The sequence below is a fragment of the Pseudomonas sp. PNPG3 genome (assembly GCF_023093815.1).
GTDB classification, from domain to species: Bacteria; Pseudomonadota; Gammaproteobacteria; order Pseudomonadales; family Pseudomonadaceae; genus Aquipseudomonas; species Aquipseudomonas asiatica.
On sequence record NZ_JALLKV010000023.1, the window covers coordinates 13,679 to 37,139 of the forward strand.

Annotated in this window: 19 protein-coding genes; 16 read left to right on the top strand and 3 right to left on the bottom strand. The window is 65.7% G+C overall.

The annotated features are described in order from the left end of the window. Positions 1-187 precede the first annotated feature (187 nt). The 11 genes from MJ643_RS16455 to MJ643_RS16505 all read left to right on the top strand — a co-directional run bounded on the left by MJ643_RS16455 (position 188) and on the right by MJ643_RS16505 (position 14,254). Positions 188-982 carry an enoyl-CoA hydratase-related protein gene (locus tag MJ643_RS16455; RefSeq protein ID WP_013973080.1) on the top strand — a complete coding sequence of 265 codons (795 nt, stop codon included), beginning with the start codon at positions 188-190 and terminating at the stop codon, positions 980-982. A gap of 33 nt (positions 983-1,015) precedes the next feature. After that, positions 1,016-2,176 carry an acyl-CoA dehydrogenase family protein gene (locus MJ643_RS16460; RefSeq protein WP_013973079.1) on the top strand — a complete coding sequence of 387 codons (1,161 nt, stop codon included), beginning with the start codon at positions 1,016-1,018 and terminating at the stop codon, positions 2,174-2,176. Positions 2,177-2,193: 17 nt separating this feature from the next. Further along, complete coding sequence (locus MJ643_RS16465; protein ID WP_013973078.1) at positions 2,194-4,311, top strand: acetate--CoA ligase family protein; 2,118 nt, start codon at positions 2,194-2,196, stop codon at positions 4,309-4,311. Further along, positions 4,304-5,911, top strand: a complete 1,608-nt coding sequence (locus tag MJ643_RS16470) for a 5-guanidino-2-oxopentanoate decarboxylase (RefSeq protein WP_013973077.1) — start codon at positions 4,304-4,306, stop codon at positions 5,909-5,911. The genes MJ643_RS16465 and MJ643_RS16470 overlap by 8 nt, the downstream gene beginning before the upstream one ends. A gap of 34 nt (positions 5,912-5,945) precedes the next feature. Further along, positions 5,946-7,175, top strand: a complete 1,230-nt coding sequence (gene alr, locus MJ643_RS16475; RefSeq protein WP_013973076.1) for an alanine racemase — start codon at positions 5,946-5,948, stop codon at positions 7,173-7,175. A 23-nt stretch (positions 7,176-7,198) separates the two neighbouring features. Further along, positions 7,199-8,389, top strand: coding sequence for a pyridoxal phosphate-dependent aminotransferase (locus MJ643_RS16480; protein ID WP_013973075.1), 1,191 nt, complete (start codon positions 7,199-7,201; stop codon positions 8,387-8,389). Next, positions 8,382-9,797, top strand: a complete 1,416-nt coding sequence (locus MJ643_RS16485) for an aldehyde dehydrogenase family protein (protein ID WP_013973074.1) — start codon at positions 8,382-8,384, stop codon at positions 9,795-9,797. The genes MJ643_RS16480 and MJ643_RS16485 overlap by 8 nt, the downstream gene beginning before the upstream one ends. 42 nt (positions 9,798-9,839) lie before the next feature. Continuing rightward, entirely contained in the window at positions 9,840-10,541 is a 702-nt protein-coding gene (locus MJ643_RS16490; protein ID WP_024087323.1) for an NAD(P)H-dependent oxidoreductase, read from the top strand. A 275-nt stretch (positions 10,542-10,816) separates the two neighbouring features. Next, a complete protein-coding gene (locus MJ643_RS16495) occupies positions 10,817-11,920 on the top strand; it encodes a polyamine ABC transporter substrate-binding protein (protein ID WP_013973072.1) in 1,104 nt (367 codons plus the stop codon). A gap of 34 nt (positions 11,921-11,954) precedes the next feature. Next, positions 11,955-13,367 carry an aminotransferase gene (locus tag MJ643_RS16500; RefSeq protein WP_013973071.1) on the top strand — a complete coding sequence of 471 codons (1,413 nt, stop codon included), beginning with the start codon at positions 11,955-11,957 and terminating at the stop codon, positions 13,365-13,367. Continuing rightward, positions 13,364-14,254 (top strand): helix-turn-helix transcriptional regulator, encoded by an 891-nt coding sequence (locus MJ643_RS16505; RefSeq protein ID WP_024087321.1) that lies wholly within the window; start codon positions 13,364-13,366, stop codon positions 14,252-14,254. Before MJ643_RS16500 ends, MJ643_RS16505 begins: the two co-directional genes overlap by 4 nt. 160 nt (positions 14,255-14,414) lie before the next feature. Here the strand turns inward: MJ643_RS16505 and MJ643_RS16510 are convergent, their stop codons facing one another. Together MJ643_RS16510 and catR are read right to left on the bottom strand one after the other, a co-directional pair. Next, positions 14,415-15,749, bottom strand: a complete 1,335-nt coding sequence (locus MJ643_RS16510; protein WP_013973069.1) for a D-serine ammonia-lyase — start codon at positions 15,747-15,749, stop codon at positions 14,415-14,417. A gap of 201 nt (positions 15,750-15,950) precedes the next feature. Continuing rightward, positions 15,951-16,823: an HTH-type transcriptional regulator CatR gene (catR, locus tag MJ643_RS16515; RefSeq protein WP_013973068.1), complete on the bottom strand. Its 873-nt coding sequence runs from the start codon at positions 16,821-16,823 to the stop codon at positions 15,951-15,953. A 135-nt stretch (positions 16,824-16,958) separates the two neighbouring features. Here catR and MJ643_RS16520 point away from each other — a divergent pair, with 135 nt between their 5' ends. The 5 genes from MJ643_RS16520 (at position 16,959) to MJ643_RS16540 (ending at position 22,457) form a co-directional block, all read left to right on the top strand. Then, positions 16,959-18,080, top strand: coding sequence for a muconate cycloisomerase family protein (locus tag MJ643_RS16520; RefSeq protein ID WP_039613887.1), 1,122 nt, complete (start codon positions 16,959-16,961; stop codon positions 18,078-18,080). Between the two features lie 139 nt (positions 18,081-18,219). Beyond that, positions 18,220-18,510: a muconolactone Delta-isomerase gene (catC, locus tag MJ643_RS16525; RefSeq protein WP_013973066.1), complete on the top strand. Its 291-nt coding sequence runs from the start codon at positions 18,220-18,222 to the stop codon at positions 18,508-18,510. Between the two features lie 43 nt (positions 18,511-18,553). Further along, positions 18,554-19,489, top strand: a complete 936-nt coding sequence (gene catA, locus MJ643_RS16530) for a catechol 1,2-dioxygenase (RefSeq protein WP_013973065.1) — start codon at positions 18,554-18,556, stop codon at positions 19,487-19,489. 248 nt (positions 19,490-19,737) lie between these two features. Next, positions 19,738-20,232, top strand: coding sequence for a GNAT family N-acetyltransferase (locus tag MJ643_RS16535; RefSeq protein WP_013973064.1), 495 nt, complete (start codon positions 19,738-19,740; stop codon positions 20,230-20,232). Between the two features lie 128 nt (positions 20,233-20,360). Then, a complete protein-coding gene (locus MJ643_RS16540) occupies positions 20,361-22,457 on the top strand; it encodes an EAL domain-containing protein (RefSeq protein ID WP_024087319.1) in 2,097 nt (698 codons plus the stop codon). A 173-nt stretch (positions 22,458-22,630) separates the two neighbouring features. Here the strand turns inward: MJ643_RS16540 and MJ643_RS16545 are convergent, their stop codons facing one another. Then, entirely contained in the window at positions 22,631-23,455 is an 825-nt protein-coding gene (locus MJ643_RS16545) for an aldo/keto reductase (protein WP_044047083.1), read from the bottom strand. Between the last annotated feature and the right edge of the window lie 6 nt (positions 23,456-23,461).

Here is a 23,461-nt window from a genome sequence, read left to right on the forward strand (position 1 = left end):
AAGTTGTAACAACCACCTCCTATCTCAACCTTGATACAACAAATAAAGCTAATAAAAACAACGATATATATCGTTTTCAAGCGTTGTTACAGCCCCATCCCCGCCCAATTGCCGCCTTGTTGAACACTCGTTTAGTATCTCCCTCATCAAGCCCTCTCAAACCATCACAACAACACCGAGGCCCCCCATGACCACCCCGTCGTCGTCACTGTTGAGCAAGGTCGAAGCCGGCGTTGCCTGGATCACCCTCAACCGCCCCGAGCAGCGCAATGCGCTGGACATCCCCACCCTCAAGCAACTGCACGCCCTGCTGGAAACCTGCAACAGCGACCCGACCGTGCGCGTGGTGGTGCTGACCGGCAGCGGCCGCAGCTTCTGCGCCGGTGCCGACCTGGCCGAATGGGCCGCGGCCGAGGCCCAGGGCACCCTGGAAAGCTACGGCTGGACCGAAACCGCCCACGCCCTGATGTTGCGCCTGCACAGCCTCGACAAGCCCACCATCGCTGCCATCAACGGCACCGCCGTGGGCGGTGGCATGGACCTCAGCCTGTGCTGCGACCTGCGCATCGCCGCGGCCTCGGCGCGCTTCAAGGCCGGCTACACCAGCATGGGCTACAGCCCCGATGCCGGTGCCAGCTGGCACCTGCCACGGCTGATCGGCAGCGAGCAGGCCAAGCGCCTGTTGTTCCTCGATGAACTGTGGGGTGCCGAACGTGCCCTGGCGGCCGGGCTGGTCAGCGAAGTCTGTGCCGACGAGCAACTGCCCGCCGTGGCCGCCGAGCTGGCCGGGCGCCTGGCCAACGGCCCCACCTTCGCCTACGCGCAGACCAAGCGGCTGATCCGCGATGGCGCGCGGCGCACCCTGGCCGAGCAGCTGGAGGCCGAGCGCCAGGCCGGCCTGCTGTGCGGCCGCAGCCAGGACGGTGCCGAGGCACTGCAAGCCTCGGTGGAGCGACGCGCACCCCGTTTTACCGGCCAGTAACCCGATAACCGACCCTCACCAGGACCTTCGCAGATGAATTTCCAACTGACCCAAGAACAAGAAATGTTGGTGGAAGCGGTACGCAGTTTTGTCGCCAAGGAGCTGCTGCCCCATGAGGAGGCGGTGGACCGCGCCGATGCCGTATCGCCCGAGCTGGCTGCGCAGATCCGTGGCAAGGCCATCGCCGCCGGGTTCTATGCCTTCAACATGCCCGAGGAGGTCGGCGGCGGTGGCCTGGACTATCTGTCCCAGGCGCTTATCGAGCGCGAACTGTCCAAGGTGTCCTGGGCCTTGCACGTGTTCGTCGCGCGGCCATCGAAAATCCTCATGGCCTGCAAGGACGAGCAGATCAACGACTACCTGTTGCCCTGCGTGCAGGGCGAGAAGATCGACTGCTTCGCCCTCACCGAGCCGGGCGCCGGCTCCGATGCCAACGCCATCAAGACCCGTGCCGTGCGCCAGGGTGACGACTTCGTCATCAACGGCAGCAAGCACTTCATCAGCCATGCCGGCCACGCCGATTTCGCCATCGTCTTCGCCGTCACCGACACCTACGAGCACAACGGGCGCAAGCGCAACGCGGTAACGGCCTTCCTGGTCGACCGTGGCACGCCGGGCATGACCATCCGCCGTGGCCCCAAGTGCGTGAGCAACCGTGGCTACCACACCTACGAGCTGTTCTTCGACGACTGCCAGGTGCCGGCCAGCAAGGTGCTGGGCGAGGTCGGCAAGGGCTGGGAGGTGGCCAACGCCTGGCTCACCGCCGGCCGGGTGATGGTCGCCGCCAACTGCGTGGGCCAGGCCCAGCGTGCCCTCGACCTGTCGCTGCAATGGGCCGCCGACCGCAAGCAGTTCGGCCAGGCCATCGGCAGCTACCAGGGCGTGTCGTTCAAGCTGGCCGACATGGCCACGCAGATTCGCGCTGCGGAAATGCTCACCCTGCACACCGCCTGGAAGATGGACCAGGGCAGCATGACCGACGGTGAGGCCGGCATGGCCAAGCTGTTCGCCAGCGAGGTGCTGGGCAAGGTTGCCGACGAAGCCGTGCAGATCTTTGGCGGCATGGGCCTGATGGATGAAGGGCCGGTCGAGCGCATCTGGCGCAACGCACGCATCGAGCGCATCTGGGAAGGCACCTCGGAAATCCAGCGGCACATCATCGCCCGCGAACTGCTGCGCCCGCTGCTGCGCTGAACGCCAGGAGAACACCCATGTCGCATTCGATTCGTGACAACCTCAAGCGCCTGCTGGCCCCCCGGCACCTGGCCTTCGTCGGCGGGCGCAGCATGGCGCGGGCGCTGAAGCGCTGCGCCGAAGGTGGCTTTGGTGGCGAGCTGTGGCTGGTCAACCCGCAGCATGACAGCCTCGAAGGCATTCCCTGTGTAGCACGTGTGGCCGACTTGCCCCATGCCCCGGACGCGGTGTTCATCGCCACCAACCGCGAACTGACCCTGCAGTGTGTTGCCGAGCTGGCCGCACGCGGCGCCGGTGGCGCCATCTGCTATGCCTCGGGCTTTGCCGAAAGCGGCGAAGAGGGCCGCCAGCTGCAGCAGCGCCTGCTCACCGCCGCCGGCAACATGGCCTTGCTCGGCCCCAACTGCTACGGCCTGCTCGACTACCTGCACGGCGCTGCCCTGTGGCCGGTGGCCCATGGTGGCCAGCAGGTGGAGAAGGGCGTGGCGATCCTCACCCAGAGCGGCAACTTCGCCTACAACCTGTCGATGAGCGACCGATCGCTGCCGGTGGCCTACATGGCCTCGGTCGGCAACCAGGCACAACTGGGCGTGGCCGAGCTGATGGACGTGCTGCTCGACGACCCACGGGTAACCGCCATCGGCCTGCACCTGGAAGGCCTGAAGAACGTGCCGGGCTTCGCCCGTGCTGCCTGCAAGGCATTGCAGCAGGGCACGCCGATCATTGCGCTGAAGACCGGCGTTTCGCAGATTGGCGCCGAACTGGCGCTCAGCCACACCAGCTCGCTGTCCGGCTCCGATGCCTTGTACGACAGCCTGTTCCAGCGCCTGGGCGTGATCCGCGTCAGTGGCCCGGTGAGCTTCGTTGAAACCCTCAAGGCCGCCGCCTGTGGGCGCCTTCCGGTGAATGGCGAGCTGATCGCCCTGGCCTGCTCGGGTGGCGATGCCGGCTTGATCGCCGACTATGCCGAGCGCAACCAGCTGGTCCTGCCGAAGCTCGAACAAGGGCAGGTGGCGCAGTTGGCCGAGGTGCTGCCGGCCTATGCCAACCTGGTCAACCCGCTGGACTTCACCACGGCCATCTGGGGTGATGCAGCGGCTCTGCAACGCATGCTCGACAGCACCCTGAGCGGCGCAGCCGACGCGGCCATGCTGGTGCTGGACTACCCGGCGGCGTTCACCGGCGAACGCAAGGAATGCGACCTGCTGCTGGCGCTGTACTGCGATGCACTGGAGCGCCACGGCAAGATCGGCTTCGTCACCTCGGCATTCCCGGAGCTGTTGCCCGCCTGCGCGCGCGAGCGTTTGCACGCGCGTGGCATCGCCGCCCTGCAGGGCGTGGAGGATGGCCTGGCAGCCTGGGGCCGCATCGTCACCTACCAGCGCAACCGCCAGCGGCTACTGGAACAGGGTGAGGCCGCGCGGGTGCCGCTGTGCCCGAAGGCCATCGCGGGCGAGGGCCAGCTGCTGGACGAATGGCAATCCAAGCAAGCCCTGCGTGCCTTCGGCCTGCCGGTACCGGCAGGGGTGCTGAGCACACCCGAGCGCGCCGTGGCAGATGCCGCCCGCGTCGGCTACCCGCTGGTACTGAAGGCGGTCAGCGCGCAACTGCCGCACAAGACCGAAGCCGGTGCGGTGGCGCTGAACCTGCGCGATGCCGCCGCCCTCGAGGGTGCGCTGGTGCAGATGCGCCAGCGCATCGCCGCCTACGCCCCGCAGGTAGCGTTCGACCAGGTGCTGCTCGAACCGATGGCCGAGCCGCCGCTGGCCGAACTGATCGTCGGCATCAAGCGCGAGCACGACTTCGCCCTGGCCCTGGTGATCGGTGCCGGTGGCGTGCTGGTCGAGCTGCTCAAGGACAGCGTCAGCCTGTTGCTGCCGACCACCGACGATGCCATCCGCAGCGCGCTGCTCGGCCTACGCAGTGCCAGCCTGCTGCAAGGCTTCCGTGGCCGCCCGGCCGCCGACCTCGACGCACTGGTTGCGGCTATCCGCGCGGTGGCCGACTACGCCTGCGAGAACGCCGGGCAACTGCTGGAGCTGGATGTGAACCCATTGATGGTCGGTGCCCACGGCACCACCGCGGTCGACGCGCTGATCCGCCTCGGCCAGGCGCAAGGAGAACGAAATGAATAAGCACACCCCGACCGCCGGCCAGGCGTTGGTGCGCCTGCTGGCCAACTACGGCGTGGAGACGGTTTTCGGCATCCCCGGCGTGCACACCCTGGAGCTGTACCGCGGCCTGCCGGGCAGCGGCATCCGCCATGTGCTGACCCGCCACGAGCAGGGCGCCGGCTTCATGGCCGACGGCTATGCACGGGTAAGCGGCAAACCGGGGGTGTGCTTCGTCATCACCGGCCCGGGCGTGACCAATGCCGCCACCGCCATCGGCCAGGCCTACGCCGACTCCATCCCGATGCTGGTGATTTCCAGCGTCAACCACACTGCCAGCCTGGGCAAGGGCTGGGGCTGCCTGCACGAAACCCAGGACCAGCGCGCCATGACCGCGCCGATTACCGCGTTCTCCGCCGTGGCCCTGCGCGGCGACGACCTGCCCGAACTGATCGCCCGCGCATGGGCTGTGTTCGACAGCGAACGGCCGCGCCCGGTGCACATCTCGGTGCCGCTGGACGTACTGGCCGCACCGGTCAGCCGTGACTGGAGCAATGAGGTAGTGCGCCGTCCCGGGCGCGGCCAGCCTTGCCGCGACATCCTCGACCAGGCCGCCATGAAACTGGCCGCCGCCAAGCGCCCGATGATCATTGCCGGCGGAGGGGCATTGCACGCGGCCGAGCAGCTGCAGCAGCTGAGCACTCGGCTGGCAGCGCCATTGTTCACCAGCGTGGCCGGCAAGGGCCTGCTGCCAGCGGACGCGCCACTGAATGCCGGCGCCAGCCTGTGCGTCGAGCCCGGCTGGCAGCTGATCAGCCAGGCCGACGTGGTGCTGGCAGTAGGTACCGAAATGGCCGACACCGACTTCTGGCGCGAGCGCCTGCCGATCAGCGGCGAGCTGCTACGCGTGGACATCGACCCGCGCAAGTTCAACGACTTCTACCCCTGTGCCATAGCGCTGCACGGGGATGCCCGGCAAACCCTGGCCGGCCTGCTCGAGCACCTGCCAGCGCTGGATCGTGACCCGGCCCAGGCCAGCGAAGCCGTGGCCAACCTGCGCCAGGCCATTCGCGGCGGGCATGCGCCACTGCAGGCCGTGCACCAGGCGATTCTCGACCGCATTGCCGCCGTGCTGCCCGACGATGCCTTCGTCAGCAGCGACATGACCCAGTTGGCCTACACCGGCAACTACGCCTTCGCCAGCCGGGCGCCGCGCAGCTGGCTGCACCCCACCGGCTACGGCACCCTTGGCTATGGCCTGCCGGCCGGCATCGGCGGCATGTTCGCCAGCGACCATCGCCCAGGCCTGGTGCTGGTGGGCGACGGCGGCTTCCTCTACACCGCCCAGGAGCTGGCCACGGCAGTCGAAGAACTGGACCGGCCACTGGTCGTGCTGTTATGGAACAATGACGCCCTTGGCCAGATCCGCGACGACATGCTCGGGCTGGACATCGAGCCGGTCGGCGTACTGCCACGCAACCCGGACTTCATCGGCCTGGCCCGCGCCTTTGGTTGCACGGTGCGCCAGCCGCGTGACCTGGACGCGCTGCAGGCCGATCTGGCCAGCGGTTTCGCCACCCCCGGCGTCACCTTCATCGAACTCAAACACACCTGCGTCTGCTAAGCGGCAGACACCACGAACAACAAGAGAAATCACCATGCAATTTAGCCGTACCCTCCTGGCTGCATCCCTCGCTCTGCTGATCACTGGCCAGGCCCCGCTGTACGCCGCACCGCCCCTGTCGATGGACAACGGCACCACCGCCCTGACCGCGCAGAACAGCAACGCCTGGGTCGAAATCAGTGCCGGCGCACTGCAACACAACATCCGTACCTTGCAGGCCGAGCTGGGCGGCAAGTCCAAGCTGTGCGCCGTGCTCAAGGCCGACGCCTATGGCCACGGTATCGGCCTGGTCATGCCGTCGATCATCGCCCAGGGCGTGCCCTGCGTGGCGGTGGCCAGCAACGAGGAGGCACGCGTGGTCCGCGCCAGCGGCTTCACCGGGCAACTGGTGCGGGTACGCCTGGCCAGCCTCGGCGAAGTGGAAGATGCCTTGCAGTACGACATGGAAGAGCTGGTTGGCAGCGCCGAGTTCGCCCGCCAGCTCGATGCCATCGCCGAACGCCACGGCAAGACCCTGCGCATTCACATGGCGCTCAATTCCAGCGGCATGAGCCGCAACGGCGTGGAAATGACCACCTGGTCCGGCCGGGGTGAAGCGCTGCAGATCACTGACCAGAAGCACCTCCAGCTGGTCGCGCTGATGACTCACTTCGCCGTGGAAGACAAGGACGATGTGCGCAAAGGCCTGGCAGCGTTCAACGAACAGACCGACTGGCTGATCAAGCACGCGAAGCTTGATCGCAGCAAGCTCACCCTGCATGCCGCCAACTCCTTCGCTACGCTGGAAGTGCCGGAAGCGCACCTGGACATGGTGCGTACCGGTGGCGCGCTGTTCGGCGACACCGTGCCGACGCGCACCGAATACCAACGTGTCATGCAGTTCAAGTCGCACGTGGCGGCGGTGCACAGCTACCCGGCAGGCAACACCGTCGGCTACGACCGCACCTTCACCCTGGCGCGTGATTCGCGCCTGGCCAACATCACCGTGGGTTACTCCGATGGCTACCGCCGGGTGTTCACCAACAAGGGCCATGTGCTGATCAACGGCCACCGAGTGCCAGTGGTGGGCAAGGTGTCGATGAATACCTTGATGGTCGATGTCACCGACTTCCCCGATGTGAAAGGGGGCAACGAAGTGGTGCTGTTCGGCAAACAGGCCGGGGGGGAGATCACCCAGGCCGAGATAGAAGAAATCAACGGCGCGTTGCTCGCCGACCTCTACACCGTATGGGGCAGTTCCAACCCGAAGATTCTCGTCGACTGAACTGCCAATGAAGGGAGATTGCCATGCGCTACGCCAAGCTCACTCAACACATCGCCGGCGACGGGGCTGCGGCCTGGGACATCCACTATCGCGCCCTGGCGCTGCAGGCCGAGGGTAGGGATATCCTGCTGCTTTCGGTGGGTGACCCGGACTTCGACACCCCCGCGCCGATCGTCGAGGCGGCCATCGACAGCCTGCGTTCGGGCCACACCCATTACGCCGATGTGCGCGGCAAGCTGGCGCTGCGCCAGGCCATCGCCAACCGCCACCGCCAGCGCAGCGGCCAGGCCGTCGATGCCGACCAGGTGACGGTGCTGGCGGGGGCCCAGTGCGCGCTGTACTGCGTGGCCCAGTGCGTGCTCGACCCGGGTGACGAGGTAATTGTCGCCGAGCCCATGTACGTTACCTACGAGGCGGTGTTCGGGGCTTGTGGCGCCAAGGTGGTACCGGTGCCGGTCAAGCCGGAGAACGGCTTTCGCGTGTGCCCGCGTGACGTGGCCGCGCGCATCACCCCGCGCACCCGCGCCCTGGCCCTGAACAGCCCGCACAACCCCTCGGGGGCGAGCCTGCCGCGCGCCACCTGGGAGGCGCTGGCCGAGCTGTGCATCGCCCACGATCTGTGGTTGATCTCTGACGAGGTGTATAGCGAGCTATTGTACGACGGCGAGCATGTCAGCCCTGGCAGCCTGCCGGGCATGGCCGAGCGCACCGCCACCCTCAACAGCCTGTCGAAGTCGCATGCCATGACCGGTTGGCGGGTGGGCTGGGTGGTCGGTTCGACCGAACTTGCCACCCATCTGGAAAACCTCGCCCTGTGCATGCTGTACGGTTCGCCGGACTTCATCCAGGACGCCGCCGTGGTGGCACTGGAGCAGCAGCTGCCGGAACTGGATGTTATGCGCGAAGCCTATCGCCAGCGTCGCGACCTGGTGTGCGAGCAGTTGGCCGACTGCCCGGGCATCAAGGTGCTCAAGCCCGATGGCGGCATGTTCGTGATGGTCGATATCCGCGAGACCGGCGTATCTGCCCAGACCTTTGCCGACTACCTGTTGGACAGCCAGGGCGTGTCGGTGCTTGCCGGCGAAGCGTTCGGTCCCAGCGCTGCCGGGCATATCCGCCTGGGCCTGGTGCTGGGCAATGCGGCGCTGATCGATGCCTGCCGACGCATCGCCTACTGTGCCGACGAACTGAAACGGGACTACGGCCATGCGTGAGTATGCGCGGCTGTACATCGACGGCGCCTGGCAGGTACCGAGCGGGCAGGGCATGGCCGAGGTGATCGACCCGGCCACCGAACAGGCCATCGGCCGGGTGCCGCTGGGCGCCGAGGCCGATGTCGAACGGGCGGTCATGGCCGCGCGGCGGGCCTTCGATGGCTGGTCGCGCACGCCGTCCAGCGTACGTGCCGGCTATATAACGGCGCTGGCTGCACAGCTGAAAAGCCGCGCGGCGGAAATGGCCTCGGTCATCACCGACGAGTTGGGCATGCCGGTGCAGTGGTGCCAGGCGGTACAGGTGGAGGGCCCGATTGCCGGGCTGGAGCAGTACGCCGAACTGGCCGGGCTGATGGATGAGGTGCGCGAAGTCGGCAACTCGCTGGTGTACCGCGAAGCCGTTGGCGTGTGCGCGTTCATCAACCCGTGGAACTACCCGCTGCACCAGATGGTCGGCAAGCTGGCGCCGGCTCTGGCCGCCGGCTGCACGGTGGTGGTCAAGCCCAGCCAGGAAACACCGCTGCATGCGTTCCTGCTGGCCGAGATGATCGAGGCCATCGGCCTGCCGGCCGGGGTGTTCAACCTGGTCAGCGGGCCGGGGGCCAAGGTTGGCGAGGCCCTGGCCCGGCACCCGCAGGTGGACATGGTGTCGTTCACCGGCTCCACCGGCGCCGGGGTGCGCGTGGCACAGGCGGCCGCGCCGACGGTGAAGCGGGTGTGCCTGGAGCTGGGCGGCAAGTCGCCGCTGCTGATCACCGCCGACGCCGACCTGCACGCGGCGGTGCGCCATGGCGTGCAGGACGTGATGATCAACTCGGGGCAGACCTGCACGGCCCTGACCCGCATGTTGCTGCCGGCCAGCCGCTACGCCGAGGCGCTGGAGATTGCCGAGGCCGAGACCCGTGCGCTGGTCATGGGCGACCCGCGTGACCCGGCCAGCTTCCTCGGGCCGATGTGTTCGGCAGGCCAGCGGCGCACCGTGCTCGACTACATTCGCCTGGGCCAGGAAGAGGGCGCGCGCCTGCTGTGCGGCGGTGATACGCCAGCCGGCTTCGAGCGCGGCTTCTACGTGGCGCCGACCTTGTTCGCCGATGTCGACAACCGCATGCGCATCGCCCAGGAGGAAATCTTCGGCCCGGTGCTGTGCCTGATCCCCTATGCCGACGAGGCCCAGGCGCTGGCCCAGGCCAACGATTCGCCGTTCGGCCTGTCCAGTGCGGTGTGGGCCGGTAGCCGTGAGCACGGCCTGGCCCTGGCGCGGCAGATACGCGCCGGGCAGTGCTTCATCAACGGTGGCGGGTTCAACTACCAGGCACCGTTTGGTGGCTACAAGCAGTCGGGCAACGGGCGCGAGTGGGGCGAGGAGGGCCTGGCCGAGTTCGTCGAGGTGAAAGCGGTGCAGTGCTGAGCACAGCTGGAAGACAACCTGTTTTGTGTGAGGAGAATGTTTGTGAATGTACTGATCGTCCACGCTCACCCCGAGCCGCAATCGTTCACTGCTGCCCTGCGTGACCAGGCCGTGGAAACCTTCCGCGCCCAGGGCCACCAGGTGCAGGTCAGCGACCTGTACGCCATGGGCTGGAACCCGGTGGCCAGCGCCGATGACTTCAGCCAGCGCGAGAACTCCGAGTACCTGGTGTATGCCCTGGAGCAGCGCCAAGGGGTCAAGCGTGGCGCCATTGCCGCGGATATCCGGCAGGAGCTGGACAAGCTGCTGTGGGCCGACTTGCTGGTGCTGAACTTCCCGATCTTCTGGTTCTCGGCGCCGGCCATGCTCAAGGGCTGGATCGACCGCGTGCTGGTGTCGGGGGTGTGCTATGGCGGCAAGCGCTTCTACGACCAGGGCGGTTTGGCGGGCAAGAAAGCGCTGGTGACCGTGACCCTGGGCGGGCGCGAGCACATGTTTGGCGACGGGGCGATTCATGGGCCGCTGGAGGACATGCTGCGGCCGATCTTGCGCGGCACGCTGGCCTATGTGGGGTTCGAGGTGCTGCCGCCGTTCGTGGCCTGGCATGTGCCGTACATCAGTGACGAGGCGCGGCAGGTGTTCTTGCAGCAGTACCGGCAGCGCCTGGAGCAGCTCCCGGACGACCAGCCACTGGTGTTCCCGCGCCTGGAGCAGTTTGATGAGGCGCTTTACCCACTAACCTGACTTTTCTCCTGTACCAGCCACTGGGGCCGCGTTGCGGCCCTTTCGCGACACAAGGCCGCTCCCACAAGGACTGCGCAGCCTTCGAAGCCGGCAGTGAACCTGTGGGAGCGGCCTTGTGTCGCGAAAGGGCTGCAAAGCAGCCCCAGAATTCTGTCGGCGTACGACATTCCGCCAAAAAGCGACCACCCACACATTCGGGGTATGTCCCCCTTCGGCAAATCCCTCGATAGTGCCCCCATCGGCTCGATCCCGAGCATTCACACGATGGAGTTGCCATGCGCAAGGTACTGAAGGTGATTGGCGGTCTGCTGCTGGCGTCTGGCGCCAGCCTGGCCCAGGCGGCAGAGGTGGACAGCGGTAACACGTTGCGGTTGTACAACTGGACCGACTATATCGGCGAAACCACCCTGGCCGACTTCGAGAAGGCCACCGGCATCAAGGTCATCTACGACACCTTCGACGGCTACGAAACGGTGCAGACCAAACTGCTCACCGGCCGCTCCGGCTACGACCTGGTCATGCTCAACGCTTCTCTGGTCCCCCCGCTGATCAGCGCCGGGGTATTCCAGGCGCTGGACAAGCAGCAACTGCCAAGCTGGCACAACCTCGACCAGCAGGTGGTGAACAACCTGCAAGGCTACGACCCCGGCCTGAAATATTCGGCGCCCTATACCTGGGGCAGCTCGGGGGTAACCTACAACGTCGACAAGATCACCGCGCGCATGCCCGATGCCCCCATCGGCTCGCTGGCCATGCTGTTCGACCCCAGGATCGTCTCGCGCTTCGCCGACTGTGGCGTCACCCTGATGGACGCGCCGACCGAAGTCATCCCGCTGGCCCTGCAGTACCTGGGCAAGGACCCACGCAGCGCATCACCGGCCGACCTCAAGGCGGCCGAACAACTGCTGTTGGGCATTCGCCCGTACATTCGCAAGTTCGATTCGGTCAACTACCTCACCAGCCTGCCCAACGGCGATGTCTGCCTGGCCCTGACCTGGTCCGGCGACTACGCCACCGCCCAGGCCCGCGCGGTGGAAGCGAAGAAGGACATCAAGCTGTCGTTCTTCATCCCCCAGGAAGGCTCGCTGATCTGGTTCGACAACCTGTACATCCCCAAGGATGCGCCGCACGCGGCCAACGCCCACCGCTTCATCGAGTTCCTGCTGCAGCCGCAGACCATGGCCAAGGTCACCGACTACATCCACTACGCCAACAGCAACGCCGCCGCCACGGCGCTGGTGCGCGACGAGATCCGCCAGGACCCGGCCATCTACCCCGACGCGCAAACCCGCGAGCGCCTGTTCGCGCAGAAAACCCAGAGCCCGAAGGACATGCGCGCCATCACCCGGGTCTGGAGCACGGTCAAGACCGGTTTCTGAACACTGCCCAACGATCACTGCCAAGGAGCTGCCCATGGCCACCCCAAGCAAAGCATTCGCCATTGCCCACGACCCGCTGGTGGAAGCCGACAAGGCCCACTACATGCACGGTTACCACGTGTTCGACGAGCACCGCGAGCAAGGCGCGCTGAACATCGTTGCCGGTGAGGGCGCCTACATCCGCGATACCCACGGCAACCGCTTCCTCGATGCCGTCGGCGGCATGTGGTGCACCAACATTGGCCTGGGCCGCGAGGAAATGGCCCTGGCCATCGCCGACCAGGTACGCCAGCTGGCCTATTCCAACCCGTTCTCCGACATGGCCAACGACGTGGCCATCGAGCTGTGCCAGAAGCTTGCGCAGCTGGCGCCGGGTGACCTGAACCATGTGTTCCTCACCACCGGCGGCTCGACCGCGGTCGACACTGCCTACCGGCTGATCCAGTACTACCAGAACTGCCGTGGCAAGCCGCACAAGAAGCACATCATCGCCCGCTACAACGCCTACCACGGCTCCACCACGCTGACCATGTCGCTCGGCAACAAGGCCGCTGACCGGGTGCCGGAGTTCGATTATCAGCACGACCTGATCCACCACGTGTCCAACCCCAACCCGTACCGCGCCCCGCACGACATGGACGAGGCCGAGTTCCTCGACTTCCTGGTGGCCGAGTTCGAGGACAAGATTCTCTCGCTGGGGGCCGACAACGTGGCGGCGTTCTTCGCCGAGCCGATCATGGGCTCGGGCGGGGTGATCATTCCGCCCACGGGCTACTTCCAGCGCATGTGGCAGCTGTGCCAGACCTACGACATCCTGTTCGTCGCCGACGAAGTGGTGACCTCGTTCGGGCGCCTGGGCACCTTCTTCGCCAGCGAGGAACTGTTCGGCGTAACCCCCGACATCATCACTACCGCCAAGGGCCTGACCTCGGCCTACCTGCCGCTGGGGGCGTGCATCTTCTCCGAGCGCATCTGGCAGGTGATCGCCGAGCCGGGCAAGGGCCGCTGCTTCACCCACGGCTTCACCTACAGTGGCCACCCGGTGTGCTGCACCGCGGCGCTGAAGAACATCGAGATCATCGAACGCGAGCATTTGCTGGAGCACGTCAAGGATGTTGGCGGCTACCTGGAGCAGCGCCTGCAAAGCCTGCGCGAGCTGCCGTTGGTGGGGGATGTGCGCTGCATGAAGCTGATGGCCTGTGTCGAGTTCGTTGCCGACAAGGCCAGCAAGACGCTGTTCGCCGACGAGGTGAACATCGGCGAACGCATCCACAGCAAGGCCCAGGCCAAAGGGCTGCTGGTGCGGCCGATCATGCACCTGAACGTGATGTCGCCGCCGTTGATCGTCACCCATGCGCAAGTGGACGAGATTGTCGAAACCCTGCGCCAGTGCATCATCGAAACCGCGCGCGAACTCACGGCGCTTGGCCTGTACCAGGGCCGATGAACCTGGCGCAAAGGGCTGTGCGCGGGCGTGCCTGGCAGGCTAGACTGCCGGGCATGACCCAGGCCTCTCCCGACACCCCGCTTACCCTTTCACTGGGCGCGCTGCAGCAATGGCATGCGGCGCTGCAGCGCGCACTGGCCCACAGCGAAACGCCCGAGGCGCTGGCGCATGTGGCAGCCGCCATCGGCCAGCTGGTGCGGGTGGAATCGATGATGATCAGCCTCGAGTGCCAGGGGCGGGCACCGCAACTGTTGTACCAGCAAGGCATCCCCGACCTGCACCGCGCCGCCGTGCTGGAGCGCTACTTCACTGCCGGCTACCTGCTCGACCCGTTCTGCCTGGCCGTGCAGAGCGGCCTGGCCGAGGGCTTCTACCACCTGCAGGAAATCGCCCCGGACAACTTCTTCGACAGCGACTACTACAAGGCCTACTACCTGGGTACCGGTTGCAGTGAAGACAGCTACTACATCGTCGATCTCAGCGCTGGCCGCAAGTTGTCGCTGAGCCTGTTCCAGGGCTGCAGCGGCACGCGCCTGAGTACGGGGCAGATCGACCTGCTGCGTGCGCTGGAGCCGATGGTACGCGAGCTGCTGGGGCGCTACGCCCGGCACCATCTGGAGCCCGGCCCCGCTTCGGCGGAGCGTGGCAGCCTGCAGGCGGCGTTCGACAGTTTCGGCTGCCAGGTGCTGACCGACCGTGAGCGGGAGGTGGCGCACATGATCTTGCGTGGGCATTCGGTGAAGTCCACCGCGCTGGAGCTGGGCATCTCGCCGGAAACCGTACGCATGCACCGCAAGAACCTGTACCTGAAGCTGGAGATCAACTCGCAGTCGGAGTTGTTTGCGCGGTTTATCGACTGGCTGCGCGGTGATCGCCTGGCGGTCTAGCAGCAAAGGAGCAACTGCCTTACTCAAATCTGAAAGCTGGCGCGATCCCTGTGGGAGCGGGTTCACCCGCGAAGCAGACACCGCGGTGGATGGCACGGGCTTCGCCCGTGTTCGCGGGTGAACCCGCTCCCACAGGTATAGCGCTGCCCCCCAATAACTCTCAGCCCCTGCCTTTAGCCAGATAGGCCGCAAACTCCGCGTCCGGCACCATGCTGCCACCGGTCCCCCACACCAGATGCGTAGCCCGGCCCATGCGCCCGGCCGACAGGCCCATGCGCGCCAGGTACTCAGGCGCTTCAAGCACCCTGACCATGCCCGGCATCCCCGCCAGCGCCGAAGGCTCCAGCCGCGCATTCTCCTGGTCATGGGCCAATACCAACAGCCGGTACAGCGCCTCGTCGCTGACTGTGTAATAGCCATCGAGCAAACGCTGCATCGCCTTGCCGACAAAGCCGGAAGGGCGGCCCACCGCCAGGCCGTCGGCGGCGGTCAGGTTGTCGATGCCGAAATCCTGCACGCTGGTGGCGTCATGCAAACCGCTATACACCCCCAGGAACATGCACGGTGAGTGGGTGGGCTCGGCGAAGATGCAGTGCACATGGTCGCCCCAGATCAGCTTCAGGCCGAACGCCACGCCACCGGGGCCACCGCCGACCCCACAGGGCAGGTAGACGAACAAGGGGTGCTCGGCATCTACCTTGATGCCCGCGGCTTCGAACTGGGCGGCCAGCCGCTCGGCCGCCACGGCATAGCCGAGGAACAGGTGTGGCGAGTTCTCGTCGTCGACGAAGTAGCAGCCCGGGTCCGCCGCCGCCTGCTGGCGCCCTTGCTCCACCGCCACGCTGTAGTCGCTTTCGTACTCGACCACGTTCACGCCATGGGCGCGCAGTTTGTCCTTCTTCCACTGGCGGGCATCGGCCGACATGTGCACGGTCGCCTGAAAGCCCAGTCTGGCGCTCATGATGCCGATCGACAGGCCGAGGTTGCCGGTCGAGCCGACCGCAACCTTGTACTGGCTGAAGAATTGCCGGGCCTGGTCGCTGGCCAGTTCCCGGTAATCGCTGTCGAGGCTGATCAGGCCGGCTGCCAGGGCAAGGTCTTCGGCATGCTTGAGCACTTCATGAATACCGCCGCGGGCCTTGATCGAGCCAGAGATCGGCAGCTCGCTGTCGGCCTTGAGCCAAAGTGAACCGCTGGCAGGCAGGCCCGCTGCCTGCAGCAAGGTGGCATGCAGTTTGGGCAGCGGGCGCAGTGGTGACTCGATGATGCCGCCGGTGGCGGCGGTATCCGGGAACACGCTGGCCAGGTAGGGGGCAAAGCGTGCCAGGCGGGCACTGGCAGCACTGACATCGGCGGCGCTTAAACCGACGTCGGCCAGGGCTTGGGCGGCCGGGGCAATGTGCGGGTTGAACCAACGGGTTTCGCGCAGGGCCACCAGGTCGTCGATCAGGGGGTGGGAGCTGCACCATGCTTGCAGTGTCTTGCCGTGAATCATGCTGGGTATTCCTGTTGGTTGATGATGGCCGGGGTGTGACACAAAAGTGCGCCTACAGACAGACGCGGACCCTGTGGGAGCGGGTTTACCCGCGAAGAATTCAACTCGGTGCATGGCACGGGCTTCGCCCGTGTTCGCGGGTGAACCCGCTCCCACAGGGGGCAGGTGTTTAGCCAGACCGTTGATTCCAGGAGCGCGCCCTCATTCGGCCTGTTGTGCAATCAATGTCAGGCAGCGCTGCACGATCGGGCTCACATCGCCCTTGCGCCGGCTGAGGATGATCGGGCTGACGGCGCCGCTGTCGAGCAGGCTTACATATTCGATATCGGTGCGGTGCTGCTGTTGCACCGACGCCGGCACCAGGGTCACGCCCACGCCGACGGCCACCAGGCCGATGGCGGTCTGCAGTTCGTTGGCCCATTGGCTGACGTGGATGCTCATGCCGTGGTGGGCGAACAGTGCCAGCACATGGTCGGCATAGCTGGGCCGCGGGTTGGCCGGGTAGAGGATGAACGCCTCGCCAGCCAGCTGGGCAAGTGTAAGCGGGCTGCTCGCCAGCGGGTGATCCTTGGGCAATACCGCCACCAGCGGGTCCTCGCACAGCACTTGTTGGTGAATCGCCGGGTCATCGATGCGAATGCGCCCGAAGGCGATGTCGATGCGCCCGCTTTTCAGCGCCTCCACCTGCTGCAGCGTGGTCATCTCGTTGAGGCCCAGTTCCAGCTCGCTGTCCTGGCGCAGCTCGCGGATCAGCTCCGGCAGCACCTTGTACAGGGTCGACGGGGCGAAGCCGATCCCCAGCCACTGGCGCTGGCCCTGGCCAATGCGACGGGTGTTGTCGCTGATGTTCTGCAGCTGCTGCAGCACGGTGCAGCTCTGTTCGTAGAAGAAGCGACCCGCCTCTGTCAGCCGCAGCGGGCGCTCGCGCACTACCAGCAAGGTACCGAGCTGGTCCTCGAGTTGGCTGATCTGCCGGCTCAGCGGCGGCTGGGCAATGTGCAGCAGCTCGGCGGCGCGAGTGAAGTTCAGGGTTTCGGCCAGGACCTTGAAGTAACGCAAGTGGCGCAGCTCCATCAGACCTCCAGGGTATGGTGGGAGATTCATTCGATATTGGACGGCTATCAGGGTCTCGCGCAATCCTTGAACAAGCAAGTAAATGCACCACTCGGGCCCGCGGCTGGCAGCCCGAAACAACGGGACCTGGCAACAATGACAAGTGTGCTGATTGAACGTATCGAGGCAATTATCGTAGACCTGCCGACCATTCGCCCGCACAAGCTGGCGATGCACACCATGCAGCAGCAGACCCTTGTGGTATTGCGTGTTCGCTGCAGTGATGGCGTGGAAGGCATCGGCGAGGCCACCACCATCGGCGGCCTGGCCTATGGCTACGAAAGCCCGGAGGGCATCAAGGCCAACATCGATGCGCACCTGGCGCCGGCGCTGGTTGGCTTGCCGGCTGACAACATCAACGCCGCCATGCTCAAGCTGGACAAGCTGGCCAAGGGCAATACCTTTGCCAAGTCGGGTATCGAAAGCGCCTTGCTCGATGCCCAGGGCAAACGCCTGGGCCTGCCGGTCAGCGAACTGCTGGGTGGCCGCGTGCGCGACAGCCTGGAAGTGGCCTGGACCTTGGCCAGCGGCGATACCGCCCGGGACATCGCCGAAGCCCAGCACATGCTGGAGATTCGTCGGCATCGGGTGTTCAAGCTGAAGATTGGCGCCAACCCGTTGGCCCAGGACCTAAAGCACGTGGTGGCGATCAAGCGCGAGCTGGGCGACAGCGCCAGCGTGCGGGTCGACGTCAACCAGTACTGGGACGAATCCCAGGCCATCCGTGCCTGCCAGGTGCTTGGCGACAACGGCATCGACCTGATCGAGCAACCGATTTCGCGTATCAACCGCAGCGGCCAGGTACGCCTGAACCAGCGCAGCCCGGCACCGATCATGGCCGACGAGTCGATCGAAAGCGTCGAGGACGCCTTCAGCCTGGCTGCCGACGGCGCGGCCAGCATCTTCGCCCTGAAAATAGCCAAGAACGGCGGCCCGCGGGCCGTACTGCGTACCGCGCAAATCGCCGAGGCTGCCGGCATCGCCTTGTATGGCGGGACCATGCTCGAAGGCTCGATCGGCACCCTGGCTTCGGCTCATGCCTTCCTGACTCTGCGCCAGCTCACCTGGGGCACCGAGCTGTTCGGGCCGCTGCTGCTGACCGAAGAAATCGTCAACGAGCCGCCGCAATACCGCGACTTCCAGCTGCACATTCCACGTACCCCAGGCCTGGGCCTGACCCTGGACGAACAGCGCCTGGCGCGCTTCGCCCGCCGCTGAACGAACACACACAGAACCCTGTGGGAGCGGCTTTAGCCGCGAAGCAGGCGACGCGGTGGATGGCACGGGCTTCGCCCGTGTTCGCGGGTAAACCCGCTCCCACAGTGTTTGCGCCAAATCAGAGAAAGGAGATACCAGCATGCTGTTCCACGTGAAGATGACCGTGAAACTGCCGGTCGACATGGACCCGGCCAAGGCCGCCCGGCTCAAGGCCGACGAAAAGGAACTGGCCCAGCGCCTGCAGCGCGAAGGCACCTGGCGCCACCTGTGGCGCATTGCCGGGCACTACGCCAACTACAGCGTGTTCGATGTACCCAGCGTCGAGGCGCTGCACGACACCCTGATGCAGCTGCCGCTGTTCCCGTACATGGATATCGAGGTAGACGGTCTGTGCCGGCACCCCTCGTCGATTCACAGCGACGACCGCTGAGTCGCACCTGTCTACCTGACAAGAACAAGATGAGGCAAGCACGATGACCGTTAAAATTTCCCACACTGCCGATGTTCAGGCGTTCTTCAAGGAAGTGGCCGGCCTGGGCCATGCTGAAGGCAACCCACGCTTCAAGCAGATCATCCTGCGTGTGCTGCAGGACACTGCACGCCTGGTCGAGGACCTGGAAATCACCGAAGACGAGTTCTGGCATGCCGTCGACTACCTCAACCGCCTGGGTGGCCGTAACGAAGCCGGCCTGCTGGCGGCGGGCCTGGGCATCGAGCACTTCCTCGACCTGTTGCAGGACGCCAAGGACGCCGAGGCCGGCCTGACTGGCGGCACCCCGCGCACCATCGAAGGCCCGCTGTATGTGGCAGGCGCGCCGCTGGCGCACGGTGAAACGCGCATGGATGACGGCAGCGACCCGGGCGTGGTGATGTTCCTCCAGGGCCAGGTGTTCGATGCCGAAGGCAAGCCGTTGGCCGGCGCCACCGTCGACCTGTGGCATGCCAACACCCAGGGTACCTATTCGTACTTCGACACTACCCAGTCCGAGTACAACCTGCGCCGGCGCATCATCACCGATGCCGAAGGGCGCTACCGCGCGCGCTCCATCGTACCGTCGGGGTACGGTTGCGACCCGCAGGGACCAACCCAGGAATGCCTGGACCTGCTCGGCCGTCACGGCCAGCGCCCGGCGCATGTGCACTTCTTCATCTCTGCGCCCGGGCACCGGCACCTGACCACGCAGATAAACCTGGCCGGCGACAAGTACTTGTGGGATGACTTTGCCTATGCCACCCGTGACGGGCTGGTCGGCGAGCTGCGCTTTGTCGAGGATGCTGCGGCAGCGCGTGCTCGCGGCGTAGAGGGTGAGCGCTTTGCCGAGCTGGCGTTCGACTTCCATCTGCAGGCGGCCAAGGCGCCAGACGCCGAGGCGCGCAGCCACCGCCCGCGCGCGTTGCAGGGGGCCTGAGTGATGTTATCGCTCCGGTTGTAGAGGTCGTTGTGGGAGCGGGTTTACCCGCGAAGAATGCGACTCGGTGTATGGCACCGGCTGTGCCGGTGTTCGCGGGTGAACCCGCTCCCACAGGGGCCTGCTAAATCAATGAGTGATGTATTTGTGTTGGTTTTGCCTGGGCCTTTCCGTGCGGGGAGGGCCTGGGCTTTTTGCTGACAGGGGCGGTTGATCTAGAATCCGCCTTTTTACCCGAGCCCCTCACCATGCTGCCCATCGAACTGTTGGCAACCACTGCCGACCAGGCCCCGCTGATTCGCAACCTCTATCAGTTCTACGCCTACGAGTCCTCGGACTGGGAGCAGGAAGACGTCGAAGTGGACGGCCGCTTCTATATCCATGACGAGCACCTGCAACGTTACTGGGGGGCCGATGGCTGGGGCGCGTACCTGGTGCTGGCAGACGGTTTCATCGCCGGTTTCGTGCTGGTCGAACGCAGCGAGCTGCCGGGCATCGACGCGTTCGAACTGGCTGACCTGTTCATCCTGAAAAAGTACCGCCGACAGGGCATCGGCCGGGCGGTGGCATTGCAACTACTGGGCGGCGAGGGCGACTGGTTGATGCGCTGTTACGCACAGGACATGCCAGCCGTGGCCTTCTGCAATGCCGTGCTGGCCGAGCTGTCGCGCCCGGCGCAGCCCATAGCCCTGGATGACGAACCGGGCTTGCTCAATTTCCTGGTCGCGGGCGCCCGCCATTGAGGGGGTTGCAAGCCTTCGTTCGCTAATTGAAGGGATCGTGGCTTTTTGTGAGCTACTTCACAAAGTCGTCATCGAAGGCATAATGCCACCAATCCTTTTCATGCCTTTCGAAGGCCCAGGTAAAAGTCATGTCGCTAGTCGCAAGCCCCGACATCATGTACCGGCTGTTGATCCAGAGTGTGGTGGACTATGCCTTCTACCTGCTCACCCCCGAAGGTATCGTCGCCAACTGGAACCCCGGCGCCCAGCGCGCCAAGGGCTACCTGGCCGAGGAAATCGTCGGCAAGCACTACTCGTTGTTCTACACCGATGCCGAGCGCGCCGCCGGGCTGCCGGCGCTGAACCTTGAGCAGGCCCGCAGCACCGGGCGCTTCGAAGAGATCGGTTCGCGCCTGCGCAAGGACGGCACGGTCTTCCATGCCCATGTGGTGATCGACGCGGTGTACGACGATGCCGGGCAACTGGTGGGTTTTGCCAAGGTCACCCGCGACATTTCCGAGCGTCACCGGCAAGAGCTGGAACTGCTGCAGGCCAAGGAGCTGGCCGAGCAGTACAGCCAGGAAATGGCCAAGCTGTCGCAGTTCCTTGATTCGGTGATTGCCAACATCCCCGCCAGCGTCATTGTCCAGGACCTGGAGAGCCAGCGCATCCTGCTGGCCAACCAGCAGGCCGAACGCCTGTTCGGCGGGCCGCAGCGCAGCATGATCGGGCAGTTGCCCGGCGAGTGCCTGGCACCGGGCGTTGCCGTTTACCTGGAACAGCAACTGGCCCGTGGCGCCCGCAGCACCAAGGGGCATGCTGCCGAAACCCGGGTCGACACGGCCTGTGGCCCACGCACCCTGCGCAGCCGCACCTTGCTTAGCCAGAACCGTGAAGGCCAGGCCGACTATGTGTTGTTCGTTGCCGAAGATGCCACCGAAGAGCTGGCCGCCCACGCGCAGATCCACCACATGGCGCACCACGATGCGTTGACCGGGCTGCCCAACCGCACCCTGTTCAACGAACGCCTGCGCCAGGCCCTGTTGCGTGACAGCGAGCACGCCAAGCTGACCGCCGCACTGTGCCTGGACCTGGACAACTTCAAGAACATCAACGATTCGCTGGGCCACGCCTTTGGCGACAAGCTGCTGCGCGCGCTGGGCAAGCGCCTGCGCCGCGAGCTGCGCGAGCACGACACCCTGGCCCGCCTGGGCGGCGACGAGTTTGCCGTGGTGCTGACCGGCCTGGAAGGCCGGGAGGCCGCATGCAACACTGCGCAGCGCCTGATCAACGCGATCTGCCCACCGTTCCAGATCGAGGGTCACCAGTTCACTGTTGGGGTGAGCATCGGCATTGCCATTGCGCCGGAAGACAGCGACCAGGCCGAGCAACTGCTGGGCTACGCCGACATGGCGCTGTACGAGGCCAAGCGCAATGGTCGCAACCGCTACGAGTGCTTCAGCGTCGAACTGGACGTCGCCGCCCGCCAGCGCCGCCTGGTGGAAACCGACCTGCGCACTGCGCTGCACCTGGGCCAGTTGCAGCTGCACTACCAGCCGGTGGTCGACCAGCAGACCAGCAGCGTTACCGGCTACGAGGCGTTGCTGCGCTGGGAGCACCCGACCCGTGGCATGGTCATGCCCATGGACTTCATCCCCATCGCCGAGGAAACCGGGCTGATCCACGAACTGGGCACCCGGGCGCTGAACCTGGCCTGCCAGGAGGCGGCCAGCTGGGACAGCGAGCAGACGGTGTCGGTCAACCTGTCGGCAGTGCAGTTCAAGAATGCCAACCTGGTGCACACCGTGGCCCTGGCGCTGGCCGACTCCGGCCTGCCGCCACAGCGGTTGGAACTGGAGGTCACCGAGTCGGTGCTGCTGGGCAACAGCGAGGAAAACGTGCGTACCCTGCGTGCACTGAAGGACCTGGGCGTGTCCATTTCGCTGGACGATTTCGGCACCGGATACTCCTCGCTGGGTTACCTGCGTTCGTTCCCGTTCGACCGGATCAAGATCGACAAGTCGTTCGTGCATGACATGTGCGACAGCCGCGAGGCGATGTCGATCATTCGCGCCATTACCGACCTGTCCAACAGCCTGATGATCAAGACCACGGCCGAGGGGGTGGAGTCGGAGGAGCAGATGCGCCGGTTGGTGGCGGAGGGTTGCTCGCACTTCCAGGGTTACCTGTACGGGCGGCCGGCACCGGCGAACGAGCGGTTGAAGCAAGTCGTGACGCCGGCATAGTGCCCTTGCGCGGGCCTGCAGAATCACCGCAGCCGATCGGCCCGGCGCAGTACCTGTGGGAGCGGGTTCACCCGCGAAGCAGGCGACACGGTGGCTGGCACCGGCTGCGCCGGTGTTCGCGGGTGAACCCGCTCCCACATGGGCCGTGCAAGCTTTCAAGGCTTGATCAAGGCTTAGCTGTTCCAGTCTGGCGCAAACGCCGGGCTCACCACCCGCTGGTCCTTCGGCAACCCGGCGATCGCCGCGCGGTCCTCGTCATCCAGTTGCACGTTCGACGCCGCCAGGTTGGCCAGCTGGTTCTCGCGGCTGCCGGCCTTGGGGATCACCGCCACACCGTCCTGGTCCAGCAACCACTTCAGCGCCACCTGGCTGGGCAGTACGCCATGCTTGCGGGCGATCGCCTGGATCACCGGCTGCGCCGCCGCCTGCCCACGGGCCAGCGGGGTGTAGGCGGTGAGCAGCAGGTCGTGGCGGCGGGCATAGTCCAGCAGCGGTTGCTGGCCGAGCAGCACGTGGTATTCCACCTGGATCGCCGACAACGGCGCGCCCAGGGTTTCCACCACCTGGCGCAGCAGCCCCAGCGGGAAGTTGGCCACGCCGATGCTGCGCGCCTTGCCCTCGTCACGCAGGGCCACCAGGGTTTCGATGCTGCGGGCCAGGTCCCAGTCCTGGCTGGGCCAGTGGATGTGGAACAGGTCGACCTGCTCGGTACCCAGGGCGCGAAGGCTGTCCTCCAGCGACTGGCGCATGGCCTTGGGCGTCAGGCGATCCCACCATACCTTGGTGGTCAGGTGAATCTGCTCGCGCGGTACATCGCTTTCGCGCAGTGCCTGGCCGACGGCGGCTTCGTTGTCATAGGCAGTGGCAGTGTCTATGTGCCGGTAACCCAATTCAAGCGCCTGGCGCACGGCCTGGGTGCACTCGCTGCCGATCATTGGCCAGGTGCCCAGGCCGATCGCGGGCAGGGCCAGGCCGTTACGGGTGGTGAGCCTTTGCATGTAAAT

Bases quoted from the DNA above. Each gene is read 5' to 3' on its own strand.
- MJ643_RS16505 (WP_024087321.1), top strand. From the start codon at position 13,364: ATGAACCTGGCGCAAAGGGCTGTGCGCGGGCGTGCCTGGCAGGCTAGA.
- MJ643_RS16480 (WP_013973075.1), top strand. From the start codon at position 7,199: ATGCGCTACGCCAAGCTCACTCAACACATCGCCGGCGACGGGGCTGCG.
- MJ643_RS16465 (WP_013973078.1), top strand. From the start codon at position 2,194: ATGTCGCATTCGATTCGTGACAACCTCAAGCGCCTGCTGGCCCCCCGG.
- MJ643_RS16520 (WP_039613887.1), top strand. From the start codon at position 16,959: ATGACAAGTGTGCTGATTGAACGTATCGAGGCAATTATCGTAGACCTG.
- MJ643_RS16485 (WP_013973074.1), top strand. From the start codon at position 8,382: ATGCGTGAGTATGCGCGGCTGTACATCGACGGCGCCTGGCAGGTACCG.
- MJ643_RS16540 (WP_024087319.1), top strand. From the start codon at position 20,361: ATGTCGCTAGTCGCAAGCCCCGACATCATGTACCGGCTGTTGATCCAG.
- MJ643_RS16545 (WP_044047083.1), bottom strand. From the start codon at position 23,455: ATGCAAAGGCTCACCACCCGTAACGGCCTGGCCCTGCCCGCGATCGGC.
- catA (WP_013973065.1), top strand. From the start codon at position 18,554: ATGACCGTTAAAATTTCCCACACTGCCGATGTTCAGGCGTTCTTCAAG.
- MJ643_RS16470 (WP_013973077.1), top strand. From the start codon at position 4,304: ATGAATAAGCACACCCCGACCGCCGGCCAGGCGTTGGTGCGCCTGCTG.
- MJ643_RS16460 (WP_013973079.1), top strand. From the start codon at position 1,016: ATGAATTTCCAACTGACCCAAGAACAAGAAATGTTGGTGGAAGCGGTA.
- MJ643_RS16510 (WP_013973069.1), bottom strand. From the start codon at position 15,749: ATGATTCACGGCAAGACACTGCAAGCATGGTGCAGCTCCCACCCCCTG.
- MJ643_RS16535 (WP_013973064.1), top strand. From the start codon at position 19,738: ATGCTGCCCATCGAACTGTTGGCAACCACTGCCGACCAGGCCCCGCTG.
- MJ643_RS16495 (WP_013973072.1), top strand. From the start codon at position 10,817: ATGCGCAAGGTACTGAAGGTGATTGGCGGTCTGCTGCTGGCGTCTGGC.
- alr (WP_013973076.1), top strand. From the start codon at position 5,946: ATGCAATTTAGCCGTACCCTCCTGGCTGCATCCCTCGCTCTGCTGATC.
- MJ643_RS16500 (WP_013973071.1), top strand. From the start codon at position 11,955: ATGGCCACCCCAAGCAAAGCATTCGCCATTGCCCACGACCCGCTGGTG.
- catC (WP_013973066.1), top strand. From the start codon at position 18,220: ATGCTGTTCCACGTGAAGATGACCGTGAAACTGCCGGTCGACATGGAC.
- catR (WP_013973068.1), bottom strand. From the start codon at position 16,823: ATGGAGCTGCGCCACTTGCGTTACTTCAAGGTCCTGGCCGAAACCCTG.
- MJ643_RS16455 (WP_013973080.1), top strand. From the start codon at position 188: ATGACCACCCCGTCGTCGTCACTGTTGAGCAAGGTCGAAGCCGGCGTT.